20 protein-coding genes are annotated in these 20,452 nt (G+C 69.8%); 13 read left to right on the forward strand and 7 right to left on the reverse strand.

Translation table 11 applies throughout. The annotated features are described in order from the left end of the window. Positions 1-73 precede the first annotated feature (73 nt). The 3 genes from ppdK to OG609_RS27980 all read left to right on the forward strand — a co-directional run bounded on the left by ppdK (position 74) and on the right by OG609_RS27980 (position 4,814). Positions 74-2,821 carry a pyruvate, phosphate dikinase gene (gene ppdK / locus OG609_RS27970; protein ID WP_327275350.1) on the forward strand — a complete coding sequence of 916 codons (2,748 nt, stop codon included), beginning with the start codon at positions 74-76 and terminating at the stop codon, positions 2,819-2,821. Between the two features lie 502 nt (positions 2,822-3,323). Beyond that, the gene (locus OG609_RS27975) at positions 3,324-4,298 is read left to right on the forward strand and encodes an ArsR/SmtB family transcription factor (protein ID WP_327275351.1); all 975 of its coding nucleotides are present in this window, start codon (positions 3,324-3,326) and stop codon (positions 4,296-4,298) included. A 102-nt stretch (positions 4,299-4,400) separates the two neighbouring features. Beyond that, positions 4,401-4,814 (forward strand): VOC family protein, encoded by a 414-nt coding sequence (locus OG609_RS27980; RefSeq protein WP_327275352.1) that lies wholly within the window; start codon positions 4,401-4,403, stop codon positions 4,812-4,814. Positions 4,815-4,844: 30 nt separating this feature from the next. Here the strand turns inward: OG609_RS27980 and OG609_RS27985 are convergent, their stop codons facing one another. After that, positions 4,845-5,774 (reverse strand): oxidoreductase, encoded by a 930-nt coding sequence (locus tag OG609_RS27985; RefSeq protein ID WP_327275353.1) that lies wholly within the window; start codon positions 5,772-5,774, stop codon positions 4,845-4,847. A gap of 179 nt (positions 5,775-5,953) precedes the next feature. Here OG609_RS27985 and OG609_RS27990 point away from each other — a divergent pair, with 179 nt between their 5' ends. Beyond that, positions 5,954-6,742: a sulfite exporter TauE/SafE family protein gene (locus tag OG609_RS27990; RefSeq protein ID WP_327275354.1), complete on the forward strand. Its 789-nt coding sequence runs from the start codon at positions 5,954-5,956 to the stop codon at positions 6,740-6,742. Between the two features lie 21 nt (positions 6,743-6,763). Here OG609_RS27990 and OG609_RS27995 read toward each other — a convergent pair whose 3' ends face one another. The 4 genes from OG609_RS27995 to OG609_RS28010 form a co-directional block, all read right to left on the reverse strand. After that, on the reverse strand, positions 6,764-7,387 hold the full coding sequence (locus OG609_RS27995; protein ID WP_327275355.1) for a class F sortase: 624 nt from the start codon (positions 7,385-7,387) through the stop codon (positions 6,764-6,766). 99 nt (positions 7,388-7,486) lie between these two features. Continuing rightward, entirely contained in the window at positions 7,487-8,197 is a 711-nt protein-coding gene (locus tag OG609_RS28000) for a hypothetical protein (protein ID WP_327275356.1), read from the reverse strand. 384 nt (positions 8,198-8,581) lie between these two features. Next, positions 8,582-9,043, reverse strand: coding sequence for a DUF5990 family protein (locus tag OG609_RS28005; protein WP_327275357.1), 462 nt, complete (start codon positions 9,041-9,043; stop codon positions 8,582-8,584). A gap of 94 nt (positions 9,044-9,137) precedes the next feature. Next, the gene (locus OG609_RS28010; RefSeq protein WP_327275358.1) at positions 9,138-9,938 is read right to left on the reverse strand and encodes an aminotransferase class IV family protein; all 801 of its coding nucleotides are present in this window, start codon (positions 9,936-9,938) and stop codon (positions 9,138-9,140) included. Between the two features lie 88 nt (positions 9,939-10,026). On the opposite strand from OG609_RS28010, the gene OG609_RS28015 reads away from it, so the two are divergent. Beyond that, entirely contained in the window at positions 10,027-10,653 is a 627-nt protein-coding gene (locus tag OG609_RS28015; protein ID WP_327275359.1) for an NADPH-dependent FMN reductase, read from the forward strand. A 77-nt stretch (positions 10,654-10,730) separates the two neighbouring features. Here the strand turns inward: OG609_RS28015 and OG609_RS28020 are convergent, their stop codons facing one another. Next, positions 10,731-12,362, reverse strand: a complete 1,632-nt coding sequence (locus tag OG609_RS28020; RefSeq protein ID WP_327275360.1) for an IS200/IS605 family accessory protein TnpB-related protein — start codon at positions 12,360-12,362, stop codon at positions 10,731-10,733. Positions 12,363-12,555: 193 nt separating this feature from the next. Between OG609_RS28020 and cutA the strand changes: the two genes are divergently transcribed. After that, positions 12,556-12,867, forward strand: coding sequence for a divalent-cation tolerance protein CutA (cutA, locus tag OG609_RS28025; protein ID WP_327278208.1), 312 nt, complete (start codon positions 12,556-12,558; stop codon positions 12,865-12,867). Positions 12,868-12,896: 29 nt separating this feature from the next. Here the strand turns inward: cutA and OG609_RS28030 are convergent, their stop codons facing one another. Beyond that, complete coding sequence (locus OG609_RS28030) at positions 12,897-13,610, reverse strand: SanA/YdcF family protein (protein ID WP_327275361.1); 714 nt, start codon at positions 13,608-13,610, stop codon at positions 12,897-12,899. Between the two features lie 273 nt (positions 13,611-13,883). On the opposite strand from OG609_RS28030, the gene OG609_RS28035 reads away from it, so the two are divergent. The 7 genes from OG609_RS28035 to dnaG all read left to right on the forward strand — a co-directional run bounded on the left by OG609_RS28035 (position 13,884) and on the right by dnaG (position 20,325). Then, on the forward strand, positions 13,884-14,096 hold the full coding sequence (locus OG609_RS28035) for a hypothetical protein (protein ID WP_327275362.1): 213 nt from the start codon (positions 13,884-13,886) through the stop codon (positions 14,094-14,096). An 18-nt stretch (positions 14,097-14,114) separates the two neighbouring features. Next, entirely contained in the window at positions 14,115-14,237 is a 123-nt protein-coding gene (locus OG609_RS28040; protein WP_327275363.1) for a DUF6210 family protein, read from the forward strand. 55 nt (positions 14,238-14,292) lie between these two features. Continuing rightward, positions 14,293-15,090 (forward strand): Cof-type HAD-IIB family hydrolase, encoded by a 798-nt coding sequence (locus tag OG609_RS28045; RefSeq protein WP_327278209.1) that lies wholly within the window; start codon positions 14,293-14,295, stop codon positions 15,088-15,090. 144 nt (positions 15,091-15,234) lie between these two features. Next, a complete protein-coding gene (locus OG609_RS28050) occupies positions 15,235-15,429 on the forward strand; it encodes a hypothetical protein (RefSeq protein WP_385655992.1) in 195 nt (64 codons plus the stop codon). 81 nt (positions 15,430-15,510) lie between these two features. Beyond that, a complete protein-coding gene (locus OG609_RS28055) occupies positions 15,511-16,830 on the forward strand; it encodes a deoxyguanosinetriphosphate triphosphohydrolase (protein ID WP_327278210.1) in 1,320 nt (439 codons plus the stop codon). 182 nt (positions 16,831-17,012) lie between these two features. Beyond that, positions 17,013-18,272: an NAD(P)/FAD-dependent oxidoreductase gene (locus OG609_RS28060; protein ID WP_327275364.1), complete on the forward strand. Its 1,260-nt coding sequence runs from the start codon at positions 17,013-17,015 to the stop codon at positions 18,270-18,272. 145 nt (positions 18,273-18,417) lie between these two features. Continuing rightward, positions 18,418-20,325 (forward strand): DNA primase, encoded by a 1,908-nt coding sequence (dnaG, locus tag OG609_RS28065; protein WP_327275365.1) that lies wholly within the window; start codon positions 18,418-18,420, stop codon positions 20,323-20,325. The last annotated feature ends 127 nt before the right edge of the window (positions 20,326-20,452 follow it).

Here is a 20,452-nt window from a genome sequence, read left to right on the forward strand (position 1 = left end):
ACCCAGACACCTTCGATCTGGGTATGTTCCTCGCCGTCAGGGCAGCCACCGCGTCCTCGAGGAGTCGAGACCCGTGTCGGAAAACAAAGATCCCCACGTATCCACCCCGGAATCCCGGGAGCCCCAGGGCGAGAAGTTCGTCTATGACTTCACCGAGGGCAACAAGGATCTGAAGGACCTGCTCGGCGGGAAGGGTGCCAACCTCGCCGAGATGACCAATCTCGGGCTCCCCGTCCCTCCGGGCTTCACCATCACCACCGAGGCGTGCAAGGTCTACCTCGACAGTGGCGAGGAGCCGGCGAAGCTGCGCGACGAGGTCAGCGCGCATCTCGACGCCCTTGAGGCGCGGATGGGCAAGAAGCTCGGCCAGGCGGACGACCCGCTCCTGGTCTCGGTCCGCTCCGGCGCGAAGTTCTCGATGCCCGGCATGATGGACACGGTCCTCAACATCGGCCTCTCCGACGAGTCCGTGGTCGGTCTCACCACCCAGGCCGGCGACGAGCGGTTCGCGTGGGACTCCTACCGCCGCCTCATCCAGATGTTCGGCAAGACCGTCCTCGGTGTCGACGGCGACCTCTTCGAGGAGGCGCTGGAGGCCGCGAAGGAGGCCAAGGGCGTCACGGTCGATGTGGATCTCGACGCGGCCGACCTGAAGAAGCTGGTCAAGCAGTTCAAGAAGATCGTCTCGCGGGACGCCGGACGTGACTTCCCGCAGGACCCGCGCGAGCAGATGGACCTGGCCATAAAGGCCGTCTTCGACTCGTGGAACACCGACCGGGCCAAGCTCTACCGCCGCCAGGAGCGCATCCCCGGCGACCTCGGTACGGCCGTCAACATCTGCTCGATGGTCTTCGGCAACCTCGGTCCCGACTCCGGTACGGGTGTCGCGTTCACCCGCGACCCTGCCAGCGGCCACCAGGGCGTCTACGGCGACTACCTGCAGAACGCGCAGGGCGAGGATGTCGTCGCCGGCATCCGTAACACCGTGCCGCTCGCCGAGCTGGAGTCGATCGACAAGAAGTCGTACGACCAGCTGATGCAGATCATGGAAACCCTCGAGACGCACTACAAGGACCTGTGCGACATCGAGTTCACCATCGAGCGCGGCCAGCTGTGGATGCTCCAGACCCGGGTCGGCAAGCGCACCGCCGGTGCCGCCTTCCGGATCGCCACGCAGCTGGTCGACCAGGGGCTCATCGACGAGGCCGAGGCGCTCCAGCGGGTCACCGGGGCGCAGCTGGCGCAGCTGATGTTCCCGCGCTTCGACGAGGACGCCAGGACGCAGCTGCTCGGCCGTGGCATCGCCGCGTCGCCGGGTGCCGCGGTCGGCAAGGCGGTCTTCGACTCGTACACCGCCGTCAAGTGGTCCCGCTCCGGCGAGAAGGTCATCCTGATCCGCCGGGAGACCAACCCCGACGACCTCGACGGCATGATCGCCGCCGAGGGCATCCTGACCTCCCGCGGCGGCAAGACCTCGCACGCCGCCGTCGTCGCCCGCGGCATGGGCAAGACGTGTGTCTGCGGCGCCGAGGAGATCGAGGTCGACACCAAGCGGCGTCGGCTGACCGTCGGCGGGACCGTCGTCGAGGAGGGCGACACCGTCTCGGTGGACGGCTCCACCGGCAAGGTGTACCTCGGTGAGGTCCCCGTCGTGCCGTCCCCGGTCGTCGAGTACTTCGAGGGCCGGATGCACGCGGGCGCCGACGACGCCGACGAGCTGGTCGCCGCCGTGCACCGGATCATGGCGTACGCGGACCGGGTGCGTCGGCTGCGGGTGCGGGCCAACGCCGACAACGCCGAGGACGCGCTGCGCGCCCGCCGCTTCGGTGCTCAGGGCATCGGCCTGTGCCGTACCGAGCACATGTTCCTCGGCGAGCGCCGCGAGATGGTCGAGAAGCTGATCCTCGCGGACACCGACACCGAGCGCGAGACCGCGCTGGACGAGCTGCTTCCGCTCCAGAAGGCCGACTTCATCGAGCTGTTCGAGGCGATGGACGGACTGCCCGTCACCGTCCGGCTGCTCGACCCGCCGCTGCACGAGTTCCTGCCCGACATCACCGAGCTCTCGGTACGGGTCGCGCTCGCCGAGTCCCGCAAGGACGCCAACGAGAACGACCTGCGTCTGCTCCAGGCCGTGCACAAGCTGCACGAGCAGAACCCGATGCTCGGTCTGCGCGGGGTCCGTCTCGGTCTCGTCATCCCCGGCCTGTTCGCCATGCAGGTGCGGGCGATCGCCGAGGCCGCGGCGATGCGCAAGAACGCCAAGGGCGACCCGCGCGCCGAGATCATGATTCCGCTCGTCGGCACGGTCCAGGAGCTGGAGATCGTCCGCGAGGAGGCCGACCAGGTCATCGCCGAGGTCGAGGCGGCCACCGGCACCGAGCTGAAGCTGACCATCGGCACGATGATCGAGTTGCCCCGCGCCGCGCTGACCGCCGGTCAGATCGCCGAGGCCGCACAGTTCTTCTCCTTCGGCACGAACGACCTGACCCAGACGGTGTGGGGCTTCTCCCGTGACGACGTGGAGGCCTCGTTCTTCACCGCGTACCTGGAGAAGGGCATCTTCGGGGTGTCGCCGTTCGAGACGATCGACAAGGACGGCGTCGGTTCGCTGGTCCGCAGCGCGGTCGCGGCCGGCCGGGCCACCCGCCCGGACCTGAAGCTCGGCGTCTGCGGCGAGCACGGCGGCGACCCGGAGTCGGTGCACTTCTTCCACGAGGTGGGCCTGGACTACGTGTCCTGCTCCCCGTTCCGTATCCCCGTCGCCCGCCTGGAGGCGGGCCGTGCGGCGGCGGACTCGAAGGGCAGCGACAGCCGCTGATCCGACACCACACCCCCTGACCCCGGAGCTGCCGTCGGCTCACCCGTACCCTCACCGACTCGACGGCAACTCCGGAACTCCCAGAGGCGGCGGCACCCTGTGCAGGGATGCCGCCGCTTCGTTTTGTTCTGGGCAAAATGGTTGTTCGACGTTGTGCCTTTTCTTTGTTCAATACGCAAAGTTCGTTCAATACGCAAAGACATGGGCCGAGAGCGGACCGGGGTGCGGCCCACGGATCCCCATCCGTGGGCCGCACCCGGCTTACCCCCGTCGGGTACGGAGCCGCACCGTCGCCGACCGTCGCCGAACGAGCAAAACCCCCCACGGCCTTCACTCGTGCTTCCGGTGGCTCCGGATTCGTACCCGACGTCGTACAGCTTTTCGGGAGGCGGCATGAGGAGGCGAGACGTTTCACCTCTGGCCGAAACCCCGTGGTGACGTGCTGTTACGGATCACATACCCTTGGGTGGGGGTAATTGCAGGTGCAACAGATGGGGGTTCGGTGCTGCGTATCCATATGTCCGGAGTGGACCTTTCCAAGGTGCGGATGGCCACCCGGCCGGATGCGCTGTGGGAAACCATTCTGAGTTTCCATCGGCTGAGGGACCGGCGCGGTTCCACGGTGTTCGGGAAATGGCGTACGGAAACCCGGCCCCGGTTGAATGGTGAAGTACGCCTGCTGGCCGCCGTGATTCCACCGCGCGGCTATTTCCCGGACTTTCTGACGCCTTCTCAGGAAGGTGGTGAGCCGTACGGCATCGACGTCGGAATTGAAGCGCTGCGCGACACCCCGCCCCGGCGGATCCGCACCGAACTCGCCCTGCTGGCGGCCGAACGCCGCGAGGTGGGCCGCACCCCGGACGGGCACGCCGAGTTGCTCGGCCGGCTCATAGGCGCCCTGCGTGGTTACCACCGCGCCGCGATCGAACCGTACTGGCCGCACATCCAGGCCAGCGTCGAGGCCGACCGCGCCGTCCGTGGCCGCGCCCTCCTGGACGGCGGGGCACAAGAGCTGCTCGCCTCACTCCCGCCCATGATTCGCTGGCGGGCCCCCGTGCTGGAGGCGGACTACCCGGTCGACCGCGAACTCCATCTGGACGGGCGGGGGTTATTGCTCCAGCCGTCCTACTTCTGCCGCGTCACCCCGGTCGTCTACCGCGACCCGCAGCTCCCGCCGGTCCTCGTCTACCCGGTCACCCACTCCCGTGCCCCGGTCTTCGCCGAACCGGGGCCCTGGCTCGGCAGACTCCTCGGCAATACCCGCTCGACGATCCTGCGGGCCATCGGCAACGGCTGCACGACCAGCGAACTCGCCCGCCGGGCGGGAGTCTCCCTCGCCTCGGCGAGCCAGCACGCCTGTGTGCTGCGCGAGGCCGGCCTGATCCACACCCTGCGGCACGGCAGCTCGGTCCTGCACACGCTGACCCCGCTGGGCGGATCGCTGCTCCGGGGCGGCGCGCCGCTCGCCATGTCCTGACACCGGAGGGCCAAAGTTTTCTTCGCGGGAACGATGAGTTCTGCACAGCCCAGCCGTCTACCTGTCGTAAAACGTTCGAACAACAGAGAGAGCGAAACGGCCATGCCTCAGATGATCTTCGTGAACCTGCCGGTCAAGGACCTCGAGACGACCAAGAGCTTCTTCGGCAAGCTCGGCTTCTCGTTCAACCCGCAGTTCAGCGACGAGAACACCGCATGCCTCGTCATCAGCGACACCATCTTCGCCATGCTCCTCAAGGAGCCCCGATTCAAGGAGTTCACCAAGAAGGAGATCGCCGACGCCTCGAAGTCCACCGAGGTGATCCTCGCCCTGAGCGCCGAGAGCCGCGAGAAGGTGGACGAGCTGGTCGACACCGCCCTCGCCTCCGGGGGATCGCCCGCCAACGATCCGATCGACTACGGCTTCATGTACGGCCGTTCCTTCCAGGACCCGAACCACCACATCTGGGAGGTCATGTGGATGGAGCCCTCCGCCGTCGAGGGCCGGCAGGGCTGAGCCCGTCGATGAGGGGGCGGGGAGCGGCCCTCAGGATGTCAGGCCCGGATACGCCACCCCCGTGAGCTGCTCGGACGCCGCCCAGAGCCGTTCGCTCGCCACATCGTTCAGCGTCCAGCCCGCCCGCCAGGATGGAGCGGGCGCACCGCGCCAGCCCAGCAGCCTCGGCCCGGTGAACGAGTCGGGGCGCACGCCGGGCGCGGTGGCCGCGTACAGGGTGGGCAGTGCACCGGACGACGCGGGCTGGGCGATGATCCGGTTGCCGAGCTCGACCACCCGTTCCGCCGCCTTGCGGTTCTCCATCCGGACGCCCGCCGTCTGCAGATTGGTCGCCGCGTAACCGGGGTGCGCCGCGGCGGCCACCACCTCACAACCGGCTGCCGACAGCCGCCGCGCCAGCTCGTGGATGAAGAGCAGATTGGCGGTCTTCGAGCGGCCGTAGGCGATCCAACGGCCGTAGTTCCGCTCGCTGTTGAGATCCCCGATGTCGATATTGGAAAGGGCATGCATGCCGCTGGAGACGCTCACCACGCGCGCCCCGTGGGTGTTGAGGAGCTTCGGGAGCAGCAGTCCGGTGAGCGCGAAGTGCCCGAGGTGGTTGACGCCGAACTGCCTCTCGAAGCCGTCGGCTGTCTTCCCGTACGGAAGGGCCATCACGCCCGCGTTGTTGATCAGCAGATCGATCCGGTCGGGCGCGTGGGCCGCGGCGAACGTGCGTACGGAATCCAGATCGCCCAGATCGAGCGGTACGAACTCCACGTCCGCGCCGGTCACGGCCGTCCGGATGCGGGACTCGGCCTCCTTGCCGCGCGTCTCGTCACGGCAGGCGAGCAGCACCCGCGCGCCGTGCCGGGCCAGCTCCCGCGCCGTGATCAGTCCGATGCCGCTGTTGGCTCCGGTGATCACGGCCGTACGGCCGTTCTGATCGGGGATGTCGCTCGCGTTCCAGCCCTGGCTCATGGACCAGAGCGTACGACCGCGGCGAGCCGGCCGGACGGGCCGGGCCCGTCCGGATTCCGCCGGGCTCGCGAGGGCCAGGGCGGGTCCGGAAGCCGGGAACCTCAGAGTTGGCTCAACTTTTCTGCGATCCGGCCGAAACAGTTGGACGGGGCACGTATCGCCTCCTTATGGTCGCGACCATGCCCGACATAGCACTCACCACTCTGATCGTCCTCTGCCTCGCCGCAGCCGCGGCCGGCTGGATCGACGCGGTGGTCGGCGGCGGCGGACTGCTACTGCTGCCCGCCCTGCTGCTGGGCCTTCCGCACGTCCCGGCCGCACACGTCCTCGGCACGAACAAGGCGATCGCGATCGCCGGTACGTCGGGCGCCGCCGTGACGTACGTACGCAAGGCACCGGTGAAGGTCGGGACGGCCCTGCGGATCGGGCTCGCGGCACTGGCCGGATCGATGACCGGTGCGTTCTTCGCTGCCGGGATCAGCAGCGAGGTGCTGCGCCCGGTCATCATGGTTGTGCTGCTGGCAGTCGCGGCGTTCGTGATGCTGCGGCCCTCGTTCGGCAGGGCGACGGACGACGGTACGCGGCGCGAGGTCACCCGGGCGCGCACCGTCACCGCGATCGTGCTGGTCGGCGGCGGCATCGGGCTCTACGACGGGCTGTTCGGCCCCGGCACCGGAACGTTCCTGGTGCTGGCGCTGACCGCGGTGCTCCACCTCGATCTGGTGACGGCGTCCGCCACCGCCAAGATCGTCAACGTCTGCACCAACGGCGGGGCGCTGGCGATGTTCGCCTACCAGGGCAGCGTGATGTGGCAACTGGCCGCGCTGATGGCCGTGTTCAACCTGGCGGGTGGGCTGATCGGGGCGCGGATGGCGCTGAGGAAGGGCAGCGAGTTCGTCCGCGGGGTACTGCTGGTCGTGGTGTTCTCGCTGGTCGCCAAGTTGGCGTTCGATCAGTGGACGGCATGAACGACGGGCGTCCGGGCGGGTTCACCGCACCTCGGTGAGGTGTGCGTACGCCACCACATTGCCCTGGTAGCCCGTCGTCTTCGAGAATCCGCCGCCGCAGGTGATCAGCCGCAGCGAGGCGTAGGGCGAGGCGCCGTACACCCGCTTGTCGGGGAAGTTCTTGCTCTCGTAGACCTCGATCGCGTCGAGTGAGAAGACGGCGGTACGCCCGTCCTGGCGGACCACCTCGACCGTGCTGCCCTTCTGCAGGGTGCCCAGGTTGTAGAAGACCGACGGCCCCTGTGCGTTGTCGACATGACCGGCGACGATCGCGCTGCCCTTGGAGCCGGGCGGAGTGCCGTCGCGGTACCAGCCGACGACGTTACGGTTCCCGGCCGGCGGCACATCGAGACTGCCGCCGGTCCCGAGTCCCAGTCGCATCATCGGTGCGTCCACCCGGATGCTCGGGATCCGGATGCGTAGGGGCGCCGAGGGTTTCAGCGGTTCGGCGACCGGAGAGCCCGGCTGCAGCTGAGGGCCGCCCGCGAACGCCTGGGCGGCGGTCGGCTGGGGCGGGATCAGCTCGGCACCGGCGCCGTGACGGATCAGCCAGATACCGGCCAGCGCGGCGACGACCAGCAGCCAGCTCTTGGCTTTCTGGGACACGGTCGTCCTCCGAATGACGAAATGGGGACGGTCCCGTCCCGGTGGCGCGCGGCCACCGGGACGGAGACCGGGCGGTACGGAGACGTGAATCCGTCTCCGTCAGCCGGTTCCTTGCGTGCCGCTCGCCCGGCGACGCAGGAGCCAGGCTCCGCCGACGGCGGCCGTGGCGAGTACGCCGGCGCCCGCCGCGATCTGGGTGGTGTCGGGCCGGACGCTGCCGCCGACGCCTGTTCTGACATGCCCGCTGGGGGCATTGGGTACGGACGATCCGTCACGCCCGGACGAGGAGTTGTCGCGTCCGGACTGGTTGTCACGCCCGGATGAGTTGTTGCCTCCGGACTGGTTGTCGCGTCCGGACTGGTTGTCGCGACCGGACGAGTTGTCGCGTCCGGACTGGTTGTCGCGCCCGGACGAGGAGTTGTCGCGACCGGACGAGTTGTCGCGTCCCGACTGGTTGTCGCGCCCGGACGACGAGCTGTCGTGCCTTGCCGAGCCCTCGTCCCCGGAAGGGCTGCGGAGCCCTGAGAGGGCGTCGAGCCCGCCGACGGAGTCGAGCAACGAGGGGACATTGAGGCCGGAAGGGTTGCTGAGGCCGAAGGGGGTGTTGTTTCGGGACCCGGAGGGGTTGTCCGGCCCGTCCTCGTCGGTCTGCGCCTCCGGGGCGCCATTGGTCCGCGGTGCGGCAGCCGAGCCGGCCCGCAGCGCGCCGGCATCACCTGCGTACGCGGACGGCCCGGCGGTGAAGAGGCCGAGCGTGGCTATGGTGACCGCGGAAGCGGCGGTACCGGTCACTAGGCGGGCAGGACGCATGGGGTGTTCCTCCGGCAACTGCGCGAGTGGGTGTGTCCTGACCTCGAGCTAACGGGCGGTCCGCCACCCATGCCTGCTGACATGAAGTCAGCTTTCACCCGAATGGCTCGGCGCGGCATCCTTGCCAAGCTGCATGTGTGCAGGTCACAGCGGTGATCGAAGCGAGGGTGGCCGGTCCCGTACCGCCCGGTGCCGATTGGGTGATGCTACCCAGGAGGAGAGTGGCGCACATCACATGCATGACCTTGTGGGTGTCGGGCACACGTCTGACACCCCCCACGGGACGGTGAACCAGGCCGCCCCCGGCCGCCGCCCTGACCGGGCCCATCCCCCTGGGCCCGGTGAGGGCGGTTCCGTGCCGTGGCATCCCGCGGTGCGACGCTCTCAGGCCGGAGCGGCGGCGGACCATTCGACGGTCGGCGGCCGCACACGGGCACAGAGCGGCTGCCCCTTGGTGTCGGAGAGGGATAGTCGCGCGGTGAGATGCCCGGAGCGCACGGCGGCTTCGAGCACGGCCGGATCGATGTCGCCCAGCATCAGCTTGGCCCGCCGGAACATGGTGAAGACGCCGTTCTCGTCGACCGTGCCCCAGGACAGGTAGACGAAGCGCCCGCCCAGCCGGTTCTGCACGTAAGGCCCCTTGATCTCGACACCGTCCTCGGCCGGGGCGGCGGTGCAGTCCAAGGTCCACGAGGCCGACGAGGCGTCGCCCGGGTGCAGGTCGAGCAGTTCACCGGGTCTGTCCTTGCGCTGCACGCCCACGTGGATGTTGTGGGCACCGGGGAAGTCGCTGTCGGGCCCACAGGTGAGGCCGGGGAGATGCGAGCCTTCGATATGGATCTGCATGCCCCCATGCTCCCTTCCTCCGGTGCGCCTTCGGACCGCCGCCCTCAGCAGGGCGTGGAGTTCGCCGTGCAAGCAGGTGTGACGCCAGGAGGCGTCAGATCGTGTCCCACGGCGCACCGTCGTACGCCTGCCCGATCCGCTTCATCAGCGCCTCGTCCACCGTGAACTCGATGTCGTCGATGCGCCGGACCGGCGCGATGCCCTGCGAGTTGGTGATGAACGCCGACCGGAACGCGGCCAGCCCGTCCAGTGTCACCGGGCGCCGTACGGACTCCAGCCCCGCGCCGGGCAGCTCCTGCTCCAGCAGCGCCATGGTGATGCCGAGCAGGGAAGGCGCTTCTGGCCAGACGACCGAAGTGCCGTCCCAGAAACCGATGTTGGTGATCGAACCCTCGGTCACCGCGCCGTCCGGCATGGTCAGCAGAGCCTCGTCGAAACCGGCGCGTGCCGCGAGCCTTGCGTAGTACGTCTGGCCGAACTCGCCGGGACGTTTGATGTGCGGCACGGTCCGGGCGTACGGAACGGACATCAGGTCGTGCGGTTCGGCGGACTTCTGCGCCGGCTCGCGCACCGTGACCATCACGGTCGTCCCCGTGCCGCCCGGCGACGGAAAGCCGTATACCCGGGTCGAGGCGTCCCGTGCCCCGGCACTGTCCAGAGCGTGCCGGATCAGCTCGCGGACCCGCTCCCCGTCGAGACCGCGCTCGAACAGCTCCTGGTTGGCGGAGTCCAGCCGGGCCAGATGCAGGGCGAGGCCGCGCACCTTTCCGTCCCTGACCTGCATGGCCGTGAAATGGCCGTAGTTGAGGAAGGCGGGAATCCGCAGATCCGCCTTGGTGGCCGGGTGCCCGTCGAACTCGGCGTACGGGAAGGGTGCGGGAGGGGGAGTCGTCATGCGATCCACCGTATGCCGCGGCGCGCGGCGGCGGCCCCCGACGGACAGGACTTGACCTCAACCATGGTTGACGCATGAGCCTCTCCGCATGGACCTCACCGCAACATCCTCATCCATCGCGTCCACGACCGCCTCCACCGCACCTCTGAAGGTCGCGGTCATCCTCGCCAGCAATCGCGAGGGACGGTTCGCCCCCGTCGTCTCCGACTGGTTCCTCTCGCGCACCGCCGGTCACCCCGACATCGGGACCGACCTGATCGACATCGCGGAACTCGACCTCCCGATCGCCCTCTCCTACCGGCCCGACGCCGATGCGCAGGCCCAACTGGCGGCCGTTTCGCCCAGGTTGGCAGAGGCCGATGCCTTCGTCGTCATCACCCCCGAGTACAATCACTCGTACCCGGCCCCGCTGAAGAACCTCATCGACTGGCACCACGCCGAGTGGCAGGCCAAACCCGTCGCCTTCGTCTCGTACGGCGGAGTCTCCGGAGGTCTGCGCGCCGTCGAGCATCTGAGGCAGGTCTTCGCCGAGCTGCACAGCGTCGGCATCCGGGAAACGGTGTCGTTCCACAACGCGGGCGCTCTGTTCGACGACGAGGGCAGGCACAAGGACCCGACGGGCTGCGACGCGGCGGCCAAGACGCTGCTCGACCAGCTGGTCTGGTGGGGGCGCGCGCTGCGCGACGCCAAGGCCGTTCATCCCTACGGCGTCTGACCACCAGGCGCTGCGCCGCGCCGCAACGCCCCCGACAATCGACGATGGGAGCAAGGACACTCCGTAACCGACCGTTCCTAACCAGTGCGCATGAGTGAGTCCTGGACCCACTGCTGCGTTCTGGGCGCATCCCGAACGGTGTTGGATGCGCTGGGTTGCCGCTTTCTCGTCCCGTTCGGCGGCACGTCTCTGGGGGCGTGGTCCGTTGCGGGTGGGCGGGTTCCCTCGCGCCCCCGGTTGCCTGGTGGGGCCTGGGCGGTCCGATGCCCCGCACGATCGCTCCGGTCGTGTGGGGGCGGTGCCGTCCGACGCCGTACCGGGTGTCCGAGGGCGCGTCGTCCGATCGCGATGCCGGCGGCATCGTGACGGGACATTCTGCGGTGCGGGGTGGCCAGTGGTTTCTGCCAGTGCTGGGCACCCCACAGGGAGGTGTAGGCGGGGTCGACCGCGACAATGCGCAGGCCCTGTTCGGCCGCCATGGAGACCAGCCGGGCCTTGAGTTTGCCGGTCGGGATGCCGGAGATCAGCTGCCGGAACTGCTTCTTGCGGCCGTGTTTCTCCCGCGTTTTCTCGGCGGTGAAGTCGAGGTCTTCGATGGCGATCGCGGCAACACCGGCCTGCTTGGCCCAGTTGATCAGGCGGGTCAGGGCGTGGCGGATCTGTGCGTCGCGGTGATCGGCGGTGCCGGACAGGTCGTAGGGGAAGCGGTGCGGGTCGCCGACCGGGTTGCCGTGCCGGTCGAGGTGGTAGGCGGCGAAGTGGTCGGCGTTGGTGTCGACGCCGATCACGCCCCGGGCTCGGGCGGCCTCCAAGGGGATGGTCTGGACGACGGGGCGTTGCCAGGATGCGGTGAGGTACCAGCGGCGGCGGCGGTCGGTGTCGAGGTGGATGCGGTAGGCGACAGCCCGGTTCGCGGTGATGCGGTCGGCCCACTCCTGGCCCCGGTGCGCAAACGCCGCGGTCGAGGTGAGGGTGTACCGGCCGTGCCGGGCGTTGGCCAGGTGCGCGAGCGGGGCAGGCAGTTTGATGCTGACCTCGCCGTCCGGGGTAACGCGGATGGTCTCGTTCCCGAACCGCTTCCCCGACTCACCATCCGCAGCGATGAACCAGCGTTCCGCTTCCCAGCGCTCCCGCCACTGGGCTTCGGTCAGCCGGGCCTGGGCGAGGTGGTGGCGGGTATTGAGGAGGCGTTTGCCGCCCCGCACCACGCGCACCCGACCGGCCTGCCGGTCGGCGACAACGGCCGCATGCCGTGCCTCCAGGGCGGCGAGGCGGCGGGACTTGTGGAACCACTCGCCCTTGGAGCGGTAGCCGCCTGCGGCCCGCTTCGTTCCCGGCTCACCGATCGGGAGGGACAGGCGGTGCCGCAGCGTCCCGATCCCGGCTTCCAGCGTCTTCATGTGCGCGGCCTGGCAACGGCGGGCCAGCGCCCACTGATCGTGCGTGGCCTTGGTGATCGCACCCGCGATCCGCGACGACGACAGCGGCGTCAGGTCCCGCTTGCGCGACGCCCAGGTATCCTTGCTGTGCTCCAGGCCATCCGCACAGCGGGCCCTGAGATCACGCGAAGCCAGACGCCCCTGATGCTCACCGACCGCGCGCAGAACACTCTCGTCCTGGGGCGTGAGGTGCTTCAGACGGTCCCGGATCGCCACCCCGCAAGGCCCGGGCACCACGAAGGACCCGGCCAACCCCCGCAAACCACCCACCACATCACCCCCTCCCGCCAGGCCGGGCACCTGCCAACCAGTCCAACGAGCAGCAGTCGCCAAGGTCACCCATTCGGCTCCGGAACCTCTGTTCCCACCCCGCGAACCCACCGCCAGGACTCACTCCCGCTCACCACAACTCACTTCAACGCAGAGGAGCCCGAAGGTGACGACGCCGGTATTGCTGACCGTAATGACCACGACGGACAGCGAGGAGAAGGCCCATTCCCTGGCGCAGGGCGCGGTGGAGGCGCGGCTCGCCGCCTGCGTACAGATCTCCGCGCCCGTCACCTCGGTCTACCGCTGGCAGAACGCCATCGAGACCACCGAGGAGTGGCAGCTGCTGTTCAAGACCACGGCCGAGCGGTACGACGAACTGGAGGCCCATCTCCTGGCGGCGCACGACTACGAAACACCGGAGATCGTCGCGATCCCGGTGGTACGGGGCAGCGCCCGCTACCTCGACTGGGTCTTTGCCGAGACCGCCCCGGTCATTTCTCTGTAGAGCCGGCACCCGCCCGGGGTCGCCCGCCCTCAGCGCCCGTCCGCAGCCAGGGCCTCTCCGATCCCGGGCTCCTTCGGCCCCAGGAAGTGCGGGTCGGGCCTGAACACGGCATCCAGCGCCGCCTTCCCGGCCGCGAACATCTCCCGCGTCCCGCCGTAGTACCAGGTCGCATCGTGTACGGCGTCGACGCCGACCCCGTACGCATCGATCCCCGCGGTCCGGCACAGCGCGATCGCCCGCCGGATGTGGAACCCCTGGCTCACCAGCACCGCGCGGTCGACGCCGAAGATCTTCTTGGCCCGAACGCACGAGTCCCAGGTGTCGAACCCGGCGAAGTCGCTCACGATCCGCTCGTCCGGCACCCCGTGCGCCCTGAGATACGTGCGCATGGCGTCCGGCTCGTCGTACTCCTTCCGGCTGTTGTCACCGGTCACGAGTACGACCTTGACCTTCCCGTCCCGGTACAGCTCGGCGGCGGCGTTCAGCCGGTTCGCGAGATACGGCGACGGCCTGCCCTCCCAGAGACCGGCCCCGAACACCACGGCGACCTGCTGCGCGGGCGCGTCCGCGGTCGTTCTGACGCGGGCGTCGCCCACGGAGTACATCCAGGTCGCGGGCGCCAGCGCCGCCACACAGGCGACCATCACCCCCTGCGCGAGCCGCCGCTGCCCGCGCCGTGTCCGCGGCCATCGCGGCCGCAACCGCCCGAGCCGCCCCAGCCGTCCCGGCTGCTTCTCCCGCATGGGTGTCCCCCTGTTCGTGCCCTGTGCTGTGCCGTGCTGTCCCACATGATCCGACGAGCGGCGGGGAGAAAGGGTTCTCCATCTCCCGATTTCATTGATTTCGTAACCGTTTCCGATCTGGCCGCAGACACTTCGGGCATGATGTCCGCCATGAACCGACCTGGAACCGGGACAGACGACTGGGTGACCGTCGCCGCGTACGAGAATCTGAAGGGCCGACCGCATCCCGCGGCAGCCGTCCGCGGTTGACTGCGGGAGCGAGGCATCGACTGGATGCCGTTCGCCGTCGACGACCTGCACGTCGACCTGGCCTGCGGCCCGGGCCCGGACGGCCACTGGCACGGCTGGATCACCGTCCGAGTCCGGGCTTCGGTGCTGATTCCGCTCGGCCTCCATCCCGACCAGCCGACCTCGCGGCCAGGATTCCCGCCTGCCCCGGCGTGGTGGCACGCGGCAGCCGAACGAGCGGCCCGGAGAACGCATTGATACCGGCTCTGTGACGGCGTGGACCACCAGCCCCACGAACTGCGCTGGGACGAGAGCCTGTTGGGCGAGATGGACGAGGCATGGGTGCCGGTGCTCACCCCCGACGGGCCGGGCGTGCTGCTCCGGTGCGACGCGGACTGAGACCGGCGATCGCCCCAAGGACGCCCAGTAGCATCGGGCAATGTTGCTTCCACGGCTGATCGCCTCAGATCTCGACGGCACGCTCCTGCGCAACGACGGCACCCTCTCGCTCCGCACCCTGCGCGCCCTGCGCACGGCCGAGAGCGCCGGTGCGGAGGTCGTCCTCGTCACCGCCCGGCCGCCCAGATTCGTCGACCGCCTCGCCGAGGCCGCCGGCCTCGAGGGCACAGCCGTGTGCAGCAACGGGGCGCTGGTGTACGACATCGGGACGCGCACCGTCGTCTCCTCCCGCGCCCTGCCCCTCGCCACCGCCCGGCGCGTGGCCACCGCGCTCGCCGCCACCGTGCCCGGGGTCGGCTTCGCCCTGGAGACCGGCAACCACGTCCTGTACGAACCCGCCTACCGGCTGCGGCTCTCCGAGGACATCGACGCCGAGCTGCCCGTACCGTCGCTGGCGGATCTGTGGCTGACCGACGTCCCCGTCACCAAGCTGCTCGCCTGGTCGGACCGGCTCGACGCGGACGCCCTGCTGGCCGCGGCCGAGGAAGGGGCGGGCGACGAGGTACAGCTCACCCACTCCGGCGGGCGCGGGCTGCTGGAGATCAGCGCGTCCGGCGTCACCAAGGCCGGCACCCTCTCGATTCTGTGCGCCGGGCGGGGTATCGACGCCACGGAGGTCATCGCCTTCGGCGACATGCCCAACGACCTGACCGTCCTCGGCTGGGCCGGCACCGGCTACGCGATGGGCAACGCCCACCCGAGCGTGCTGGCCGCCATACGGACGCACACGCTCTCCAACGAGGAGGACGGGGTCGCGCACGTCATCGAGCGGCTCTTCGGCGGCGCGGCCTGATACCGATACCCGTCCTGATACCGATGCCCCGCCCGGCACCGATACCCCGCTCTCGGCACGGCCCCGAACGCTCGATACGGCCGCGGAAAGCACCCGTCACCCTCACGCAACGGTGCGGCAACCTCGGCCCTGCACCATCGGTCCATGACGGAGTCGGCACCGGCACATCCCGATGAGTCCCTGCCCCTCGACAGCACGGCGCAACTGTTGACCCGCATCGCCGCACAGCTCGGCACCCAGCTCGGCCTCGTCTCCCTGAACGGAACCCGAAGAGCCGCGCAGGCCCCCGATTCAGGGCCTGTCCGGCGGTTCGCGGCCGGGGTCGCGACGACCGAGTAGGGCCTTCCCCGAGCCGTCCGCCGCGCATCCGCCTGAGCCCTCCTGTCGGCGTGGCCGTTTACTGTCGGAACCATGGACGGCATGGACGGTACGCAGGGCACACAGGGAACGCAGGACCACGGCACGGCCCCCTACGGTGCGGCCGACGCCGAGCGCTGGGACACCGAGCCGGACAAACGGCCCGGTCGTACCGCATTCCAGCGTGACCGCGCCCGAGTGCTGCACTCCGCCGCGCTGCGCCGGCTCGCCGGGAAGACCCAGGTCGTCACCCCCGGTACCCGCGGCCACGCCTGGGACGCCAGCCCGCGGACCCGGCTCACGCACTCCCTGGAATGCGCCCAGGTCGGCCGCGAACTCGGGGCGGCGCTCGGCTGCGACCCCGATCTGGTCGAGACGGCCTGCCTCGCCCATGACCTGGGCCACCCGCCGTTCGGACACAACGGGGAGCAGGCGCTCAACGACTTCGCGTCGGACTGCGGGGGCTTCGAGGGCAACGCCCAGTCGCTGCGCCTGCTGACCAGGCTCGAACCGAAGCGGTTCGTGCCCGACACCCGGACCGGCGAGCTGGTCAGCGTCGGACTCAACCTGACCCGTGCCGCTCTGGACGCGGCCACCAAGTATCCGTGGCCGCGTGGCGGGCACCCCTTCGACCCCGGCTCGCCGAAATTCGGGGTGTACGAGGACGACCTGCCGGTCTTCGAGTGGGCCCGCCAGGGCGCCCCGAAGGACCGCAAGTGCTTCGAGGCCCAGGTCATGGACTGGTCCGACGACGTCGCGTACTCGGTGCACGACTTCGAGGACGGGCTGCACGCCGGGCACATCGACCCCAATTCTCTCTACGCCGAGCCTGAGCGGAACGAGATCTGGGCGGTCGCCATCGGCCGCTACGTCCCGGCGGACACCGATCCCGAGGAGCTGGCCGACGCTCTGGACCGGCTCATCGGCCAGGACTGGTGGCCGCACGGCTACGACGGATCCGCCGTCGCCCAGGCCCGGCTGAAGGACGCGACGAGTCAGCTGATCGGCCGGTTCTGTCTCGCCGCCGAGAGCAGCACCCGGCTGGCGTACGGGACGGGCCGACTCGGCCGGTACGGCGCCGAGCTCGTCGTCCCCCGCGAGGCACGCAACGAATGCGCCGTGCTCAAGGCGGTCGCCGACCGGTACGTCATGCAGCGCGCCGAGCAGGAGGCCATCCGCGCCGACCAGCGGATCGTCATCGCGGAACTGGCCGCCGCGCTGACCGCACGTGCCCCGGAGGGGCTGGAGCCGCAGTTCCGGGCGCTGTTCCACACCGCCCACGACGACAGGGCCCGCAAGCGGGTCCTGGTCGACCAGATCGCCGCCCTGACCGACGCCTCCGCACGCTCCCTGCACGCATCGCTCACCGGCCGCCGCCGCTGACCGGAGTCCCGTCCCCGGCCGCTCGTGTCCGCGAGCCGCACGGCGCGGTATCGACCGAGCCGCGCAGACCGGCCTGTGACCACTGGGTGTGACCTGATCGGTGTACACCCTCTTTCGCCATCACGCTGCGTGCGGGACGCTCGCAGTTGGGCCCCGCGCAGCAAGCACCGAGGAGGCATCAAGTGGTCGACGCACATCGGACGTTCGTCATCGTCGGCGGAGGACTGGCAGGAGCGAAGGCAGCCGAGACACTCCGGGCGGAAGGTTTCAGCGGCCGGGTGATCCTTCTCGGCGATGAACGCGACCATCCGTACGAACGGCCTCCGCTCTCCAAGGGCTATCTGACCGGCAAGGAGGAACGGGAGAGCGTCTTCGTCCACGAGACCGCCTGGTACGCGAGCGCCGACATCGAGCTCCACCTGGGCCAGCCCGTCACCAGCCTCGACCGGCAGGCCCGCTCCGTACAGCTCGGCGACGGCACCGTCGTCCACTACGACAAGCTGCTGCTCGCCACCGGGGCCGAGCCGCGCCGCCTCCCCATTCCGGGTACGGACCTGGCCGGAGTCCACCATTTGCGCCGTCTCGCCCATTCGGACCGGCTGCGCAACGTACTGGCCGCCCTCGGCCGCGACAACGGCCATCTGGTGATCGCCGGGGCCGGCTGGATCGGCCTGGAGGTCGCGGCGGCGGCGCGCGGTTACGGCGCCGAGGTCACCGTCGTCGAACCGGAGCCGACGCCACTGCATCAGGTCGTCGGGCCCGAACTGGGCCAGATCTTCACCGATCTGCACCGCGACCACGGTGTCCGCTTCCACTTCGGCGTCCGCCTGACCGAGATCATCGGCCAGGACGGCCTGGTCCTCGCGGTCCGCACCGACGACGGCGAGGAGCACCCCGCCCACGACGTGCTCGCCGCGATCGGTGCCGCCCCCCGCACCGCCCTCGCCGAAGCCGCGGGGCTCGACATGGCCGCGCGCAAGGACGGCGGCGGCATCGCCGTCGACGCCTCCCTGCGCACCTGTGACCCGCACATCTTCGCGGCCGGTGACGTCGCCAACGTGGCCCATCCGCTGCTCGGCGCCCGGCTGCGCGTGGAGCACTGGGCGAACGCGCTGAACAGTGGCCCGGCCGCGGCCCGCGCCATGCTCGGCAAGGACGTCAGCTACGACCGGGTGCCGTACTTCTTCTCCGACCAGTACGATCTCGGCCTCGAATACTCGGGCTGGGCGCCGCCGGGCAGCTACGACCAGGTGGTCATCCGCGGCGATGCGGGGAAGCGCGAATTCATCGCCTTCTGGCTGAAGGACCGCCGGGTACTGGCCGGGATGAACGTCAACGTGTGGGACGTCACCGAGACCGTGCAGAAGCTGATCCGGTCCGGCCGACAGGTCGACCCGGACGCGCTGGCGGACCCGTCGGTACCGCTGGTCTCCCTGGACTGAGCCGAGCCGGGCCGGCCGTTCCGCCGGGTGGCCCCGGACGGGACGGCTCAGCCGTACGGCACCCGCCAGGCGTCCTCGCCGCCGGGTTCCACGGATCACATCGCCGCGCGGCACAGCTGTCGCACCCCACCCGTAGACTTCACCCGTGGCAGGCAGGATCAATGACGACGATGTGAAGGCGGTACGGGACGCGGTCCCGATCGACGCCGTCGTTTCCGAGTATCTCCAGCTGCGCAACGCCGGCGGTGGCAACCTCAAGGGCCTCTGCCCGTTCCACGACGAGAAGTCCCCCTCCTTCCAGGTCAGCCCGAGCAAGGGTCTCTTCCACTGCTTCGGCTGCCAGGAGGGCGGCGACACGATCGCCTTCGTGATGAAGATCGACCATCTCTCGTTCTCCGAGACGGTCGAGCGGCTCGCCGCCAAGGCGGGCATCACCCTGCGGTACGAGGAGGGCGGGTACAACCCCTCCCACCAGCGCGGTGAGCGCATCCGGCTGGTCGAGGCGCACAAGGTGGCGGCCCAGTTCTATGTCGAGCAGCTGGACAGCCCCGAGGCCGAGATCGGCCGGAAGTTCCTTGCCGAGCGCGGCTTCGACCAGGCGGCGGCCGCCCATTTCGGCGTCGGCTACAGCCCGGCCGGCTGGGACCACCTCACCCGCTATCTGCGCGGCAAGGGCTTCAGCGACAAGGAGCTGATCACCTCCGGCCTCTCCCAGGACGGCAGGCGCGGCCCCATCGACCGATTCCGCGGCCGGCTGATGTGGCCGATCAGCGACACCTCCGGCGATGTCGTCGGCTTCGGCGCCCGCAAGCTGCGCGACGACGACAACGGACCGAAGTACCTCAACACCCCCGAGACCGCGATCTACAAGAAGTCCCAGGTGCTGTACGGCATCGACCTGGCGAAGAAGGACATCGCGAAGGCCAGCCGGGCCGTGGTCGTCGAGGGCTACACCGACGTCATGGCCTGCCATCTCGCCGGGATCACCACCGCCATCGCCACCTGCGGTACGGCCTTCGGCGGCGACCACATCAAGATCCTGCGCCGCCTCCTGATGGACAACGGCAGCGCCCGGGTGATCTTCACCTTCGACGGTGACGCGGCCGGGCAGAAGGCCGCCCTGCGCGCCTTCGAGGACGACCAGAAGTTCGCCGCCGAGACGTACATCGCGATCGCCCCGGACAACATGGACCCGTGCGATCTGCGCCTGGCCAAGGGGGACGAGGCCGTCCGGGACCTGGTCGAACCCCGTACCCCGCTCTTCGAGTTCGCGCTCCGCAAGATCGTCGGCCGATACGACCTGGAGACCCCGGCGGGCCGCGCCGCCGCGCTCGACGAGGCGGCACCGGTCGTCGCCAAGATCAAGACGGGCAGCGTGCAGCGCGAGGTGGCCGTCCAGCTGGCCGGCTTCGTCGGCATCCTGGACCAGGAGTACGTCGTGCACCGGGTCAACCAGCTCGCCCAGTGGGCCCGCGGGCGGGGCGACCGGCGAGGACCGGAGCCCGCCTCCTCCCGTGCCGGCGCGCAGCACCAGCAGGTCCGGGCCGCCGCCGCCCCCTCCGGCCCCGCGCTCAACCTCCGCAGCCCGGCGCACCGCACCGAGCGCGAGCTGCTCAAGCTCGCCCTGCAGAAACCCGCCCTCGTCGCACCGGCCTTCGATGCCTACGGGGCCGATGAGTTCACCGCCCCGCCGTACGCTGCGGTCCGGCAGTGCATCGCGGAGGCGGGCGGCGCCGAGATGGGTGTCCCGGAGACCCGCGAGTATCTGGTCCAGGTGCTCGACGCGACCCCCAACGACACGGTGCGCAAGCTGGTCACCGAGCTGGCGGTCGAGGTCTTCCACGGCAAGACCATCGACGAGACCTACGCGGGCATGCAGCTCGTCCAGGTCCGGCTGCGCGCCGTCGACCGCCGGATCAACGACGTACAGGGCAGCCTCGCCCGGCTCGGCAGCAATGTCGCCCCGGACCACCTCGCGGCCGCGCAGAACGAGGTCTGGGTGCTCCAGCAGTACGCCCAGGCCCTGCGCAACAACGGCGCCGACGCGCTCTGACGCGAGGTTCCGGCGCCGCGCCCCGGGAGGGCCCACCGGGTCCGCCCGGTCGCCGCTGCGTCCTCGATCGCCGGGCGGGCTCGAAAAACCGCCCCGTTCCCGTAACCGCTCGGTCACGGACCGGACT

Source organism: Streptomyces sp. NBC_01224, assembly GCF_036002945.1.
In the GTDB taxonomy this organism is placed as follows: Bacteria; Actinomycetota; Actinomycetes; order Streptomycetales; family Streptomycetaceae; genus Streptomyces.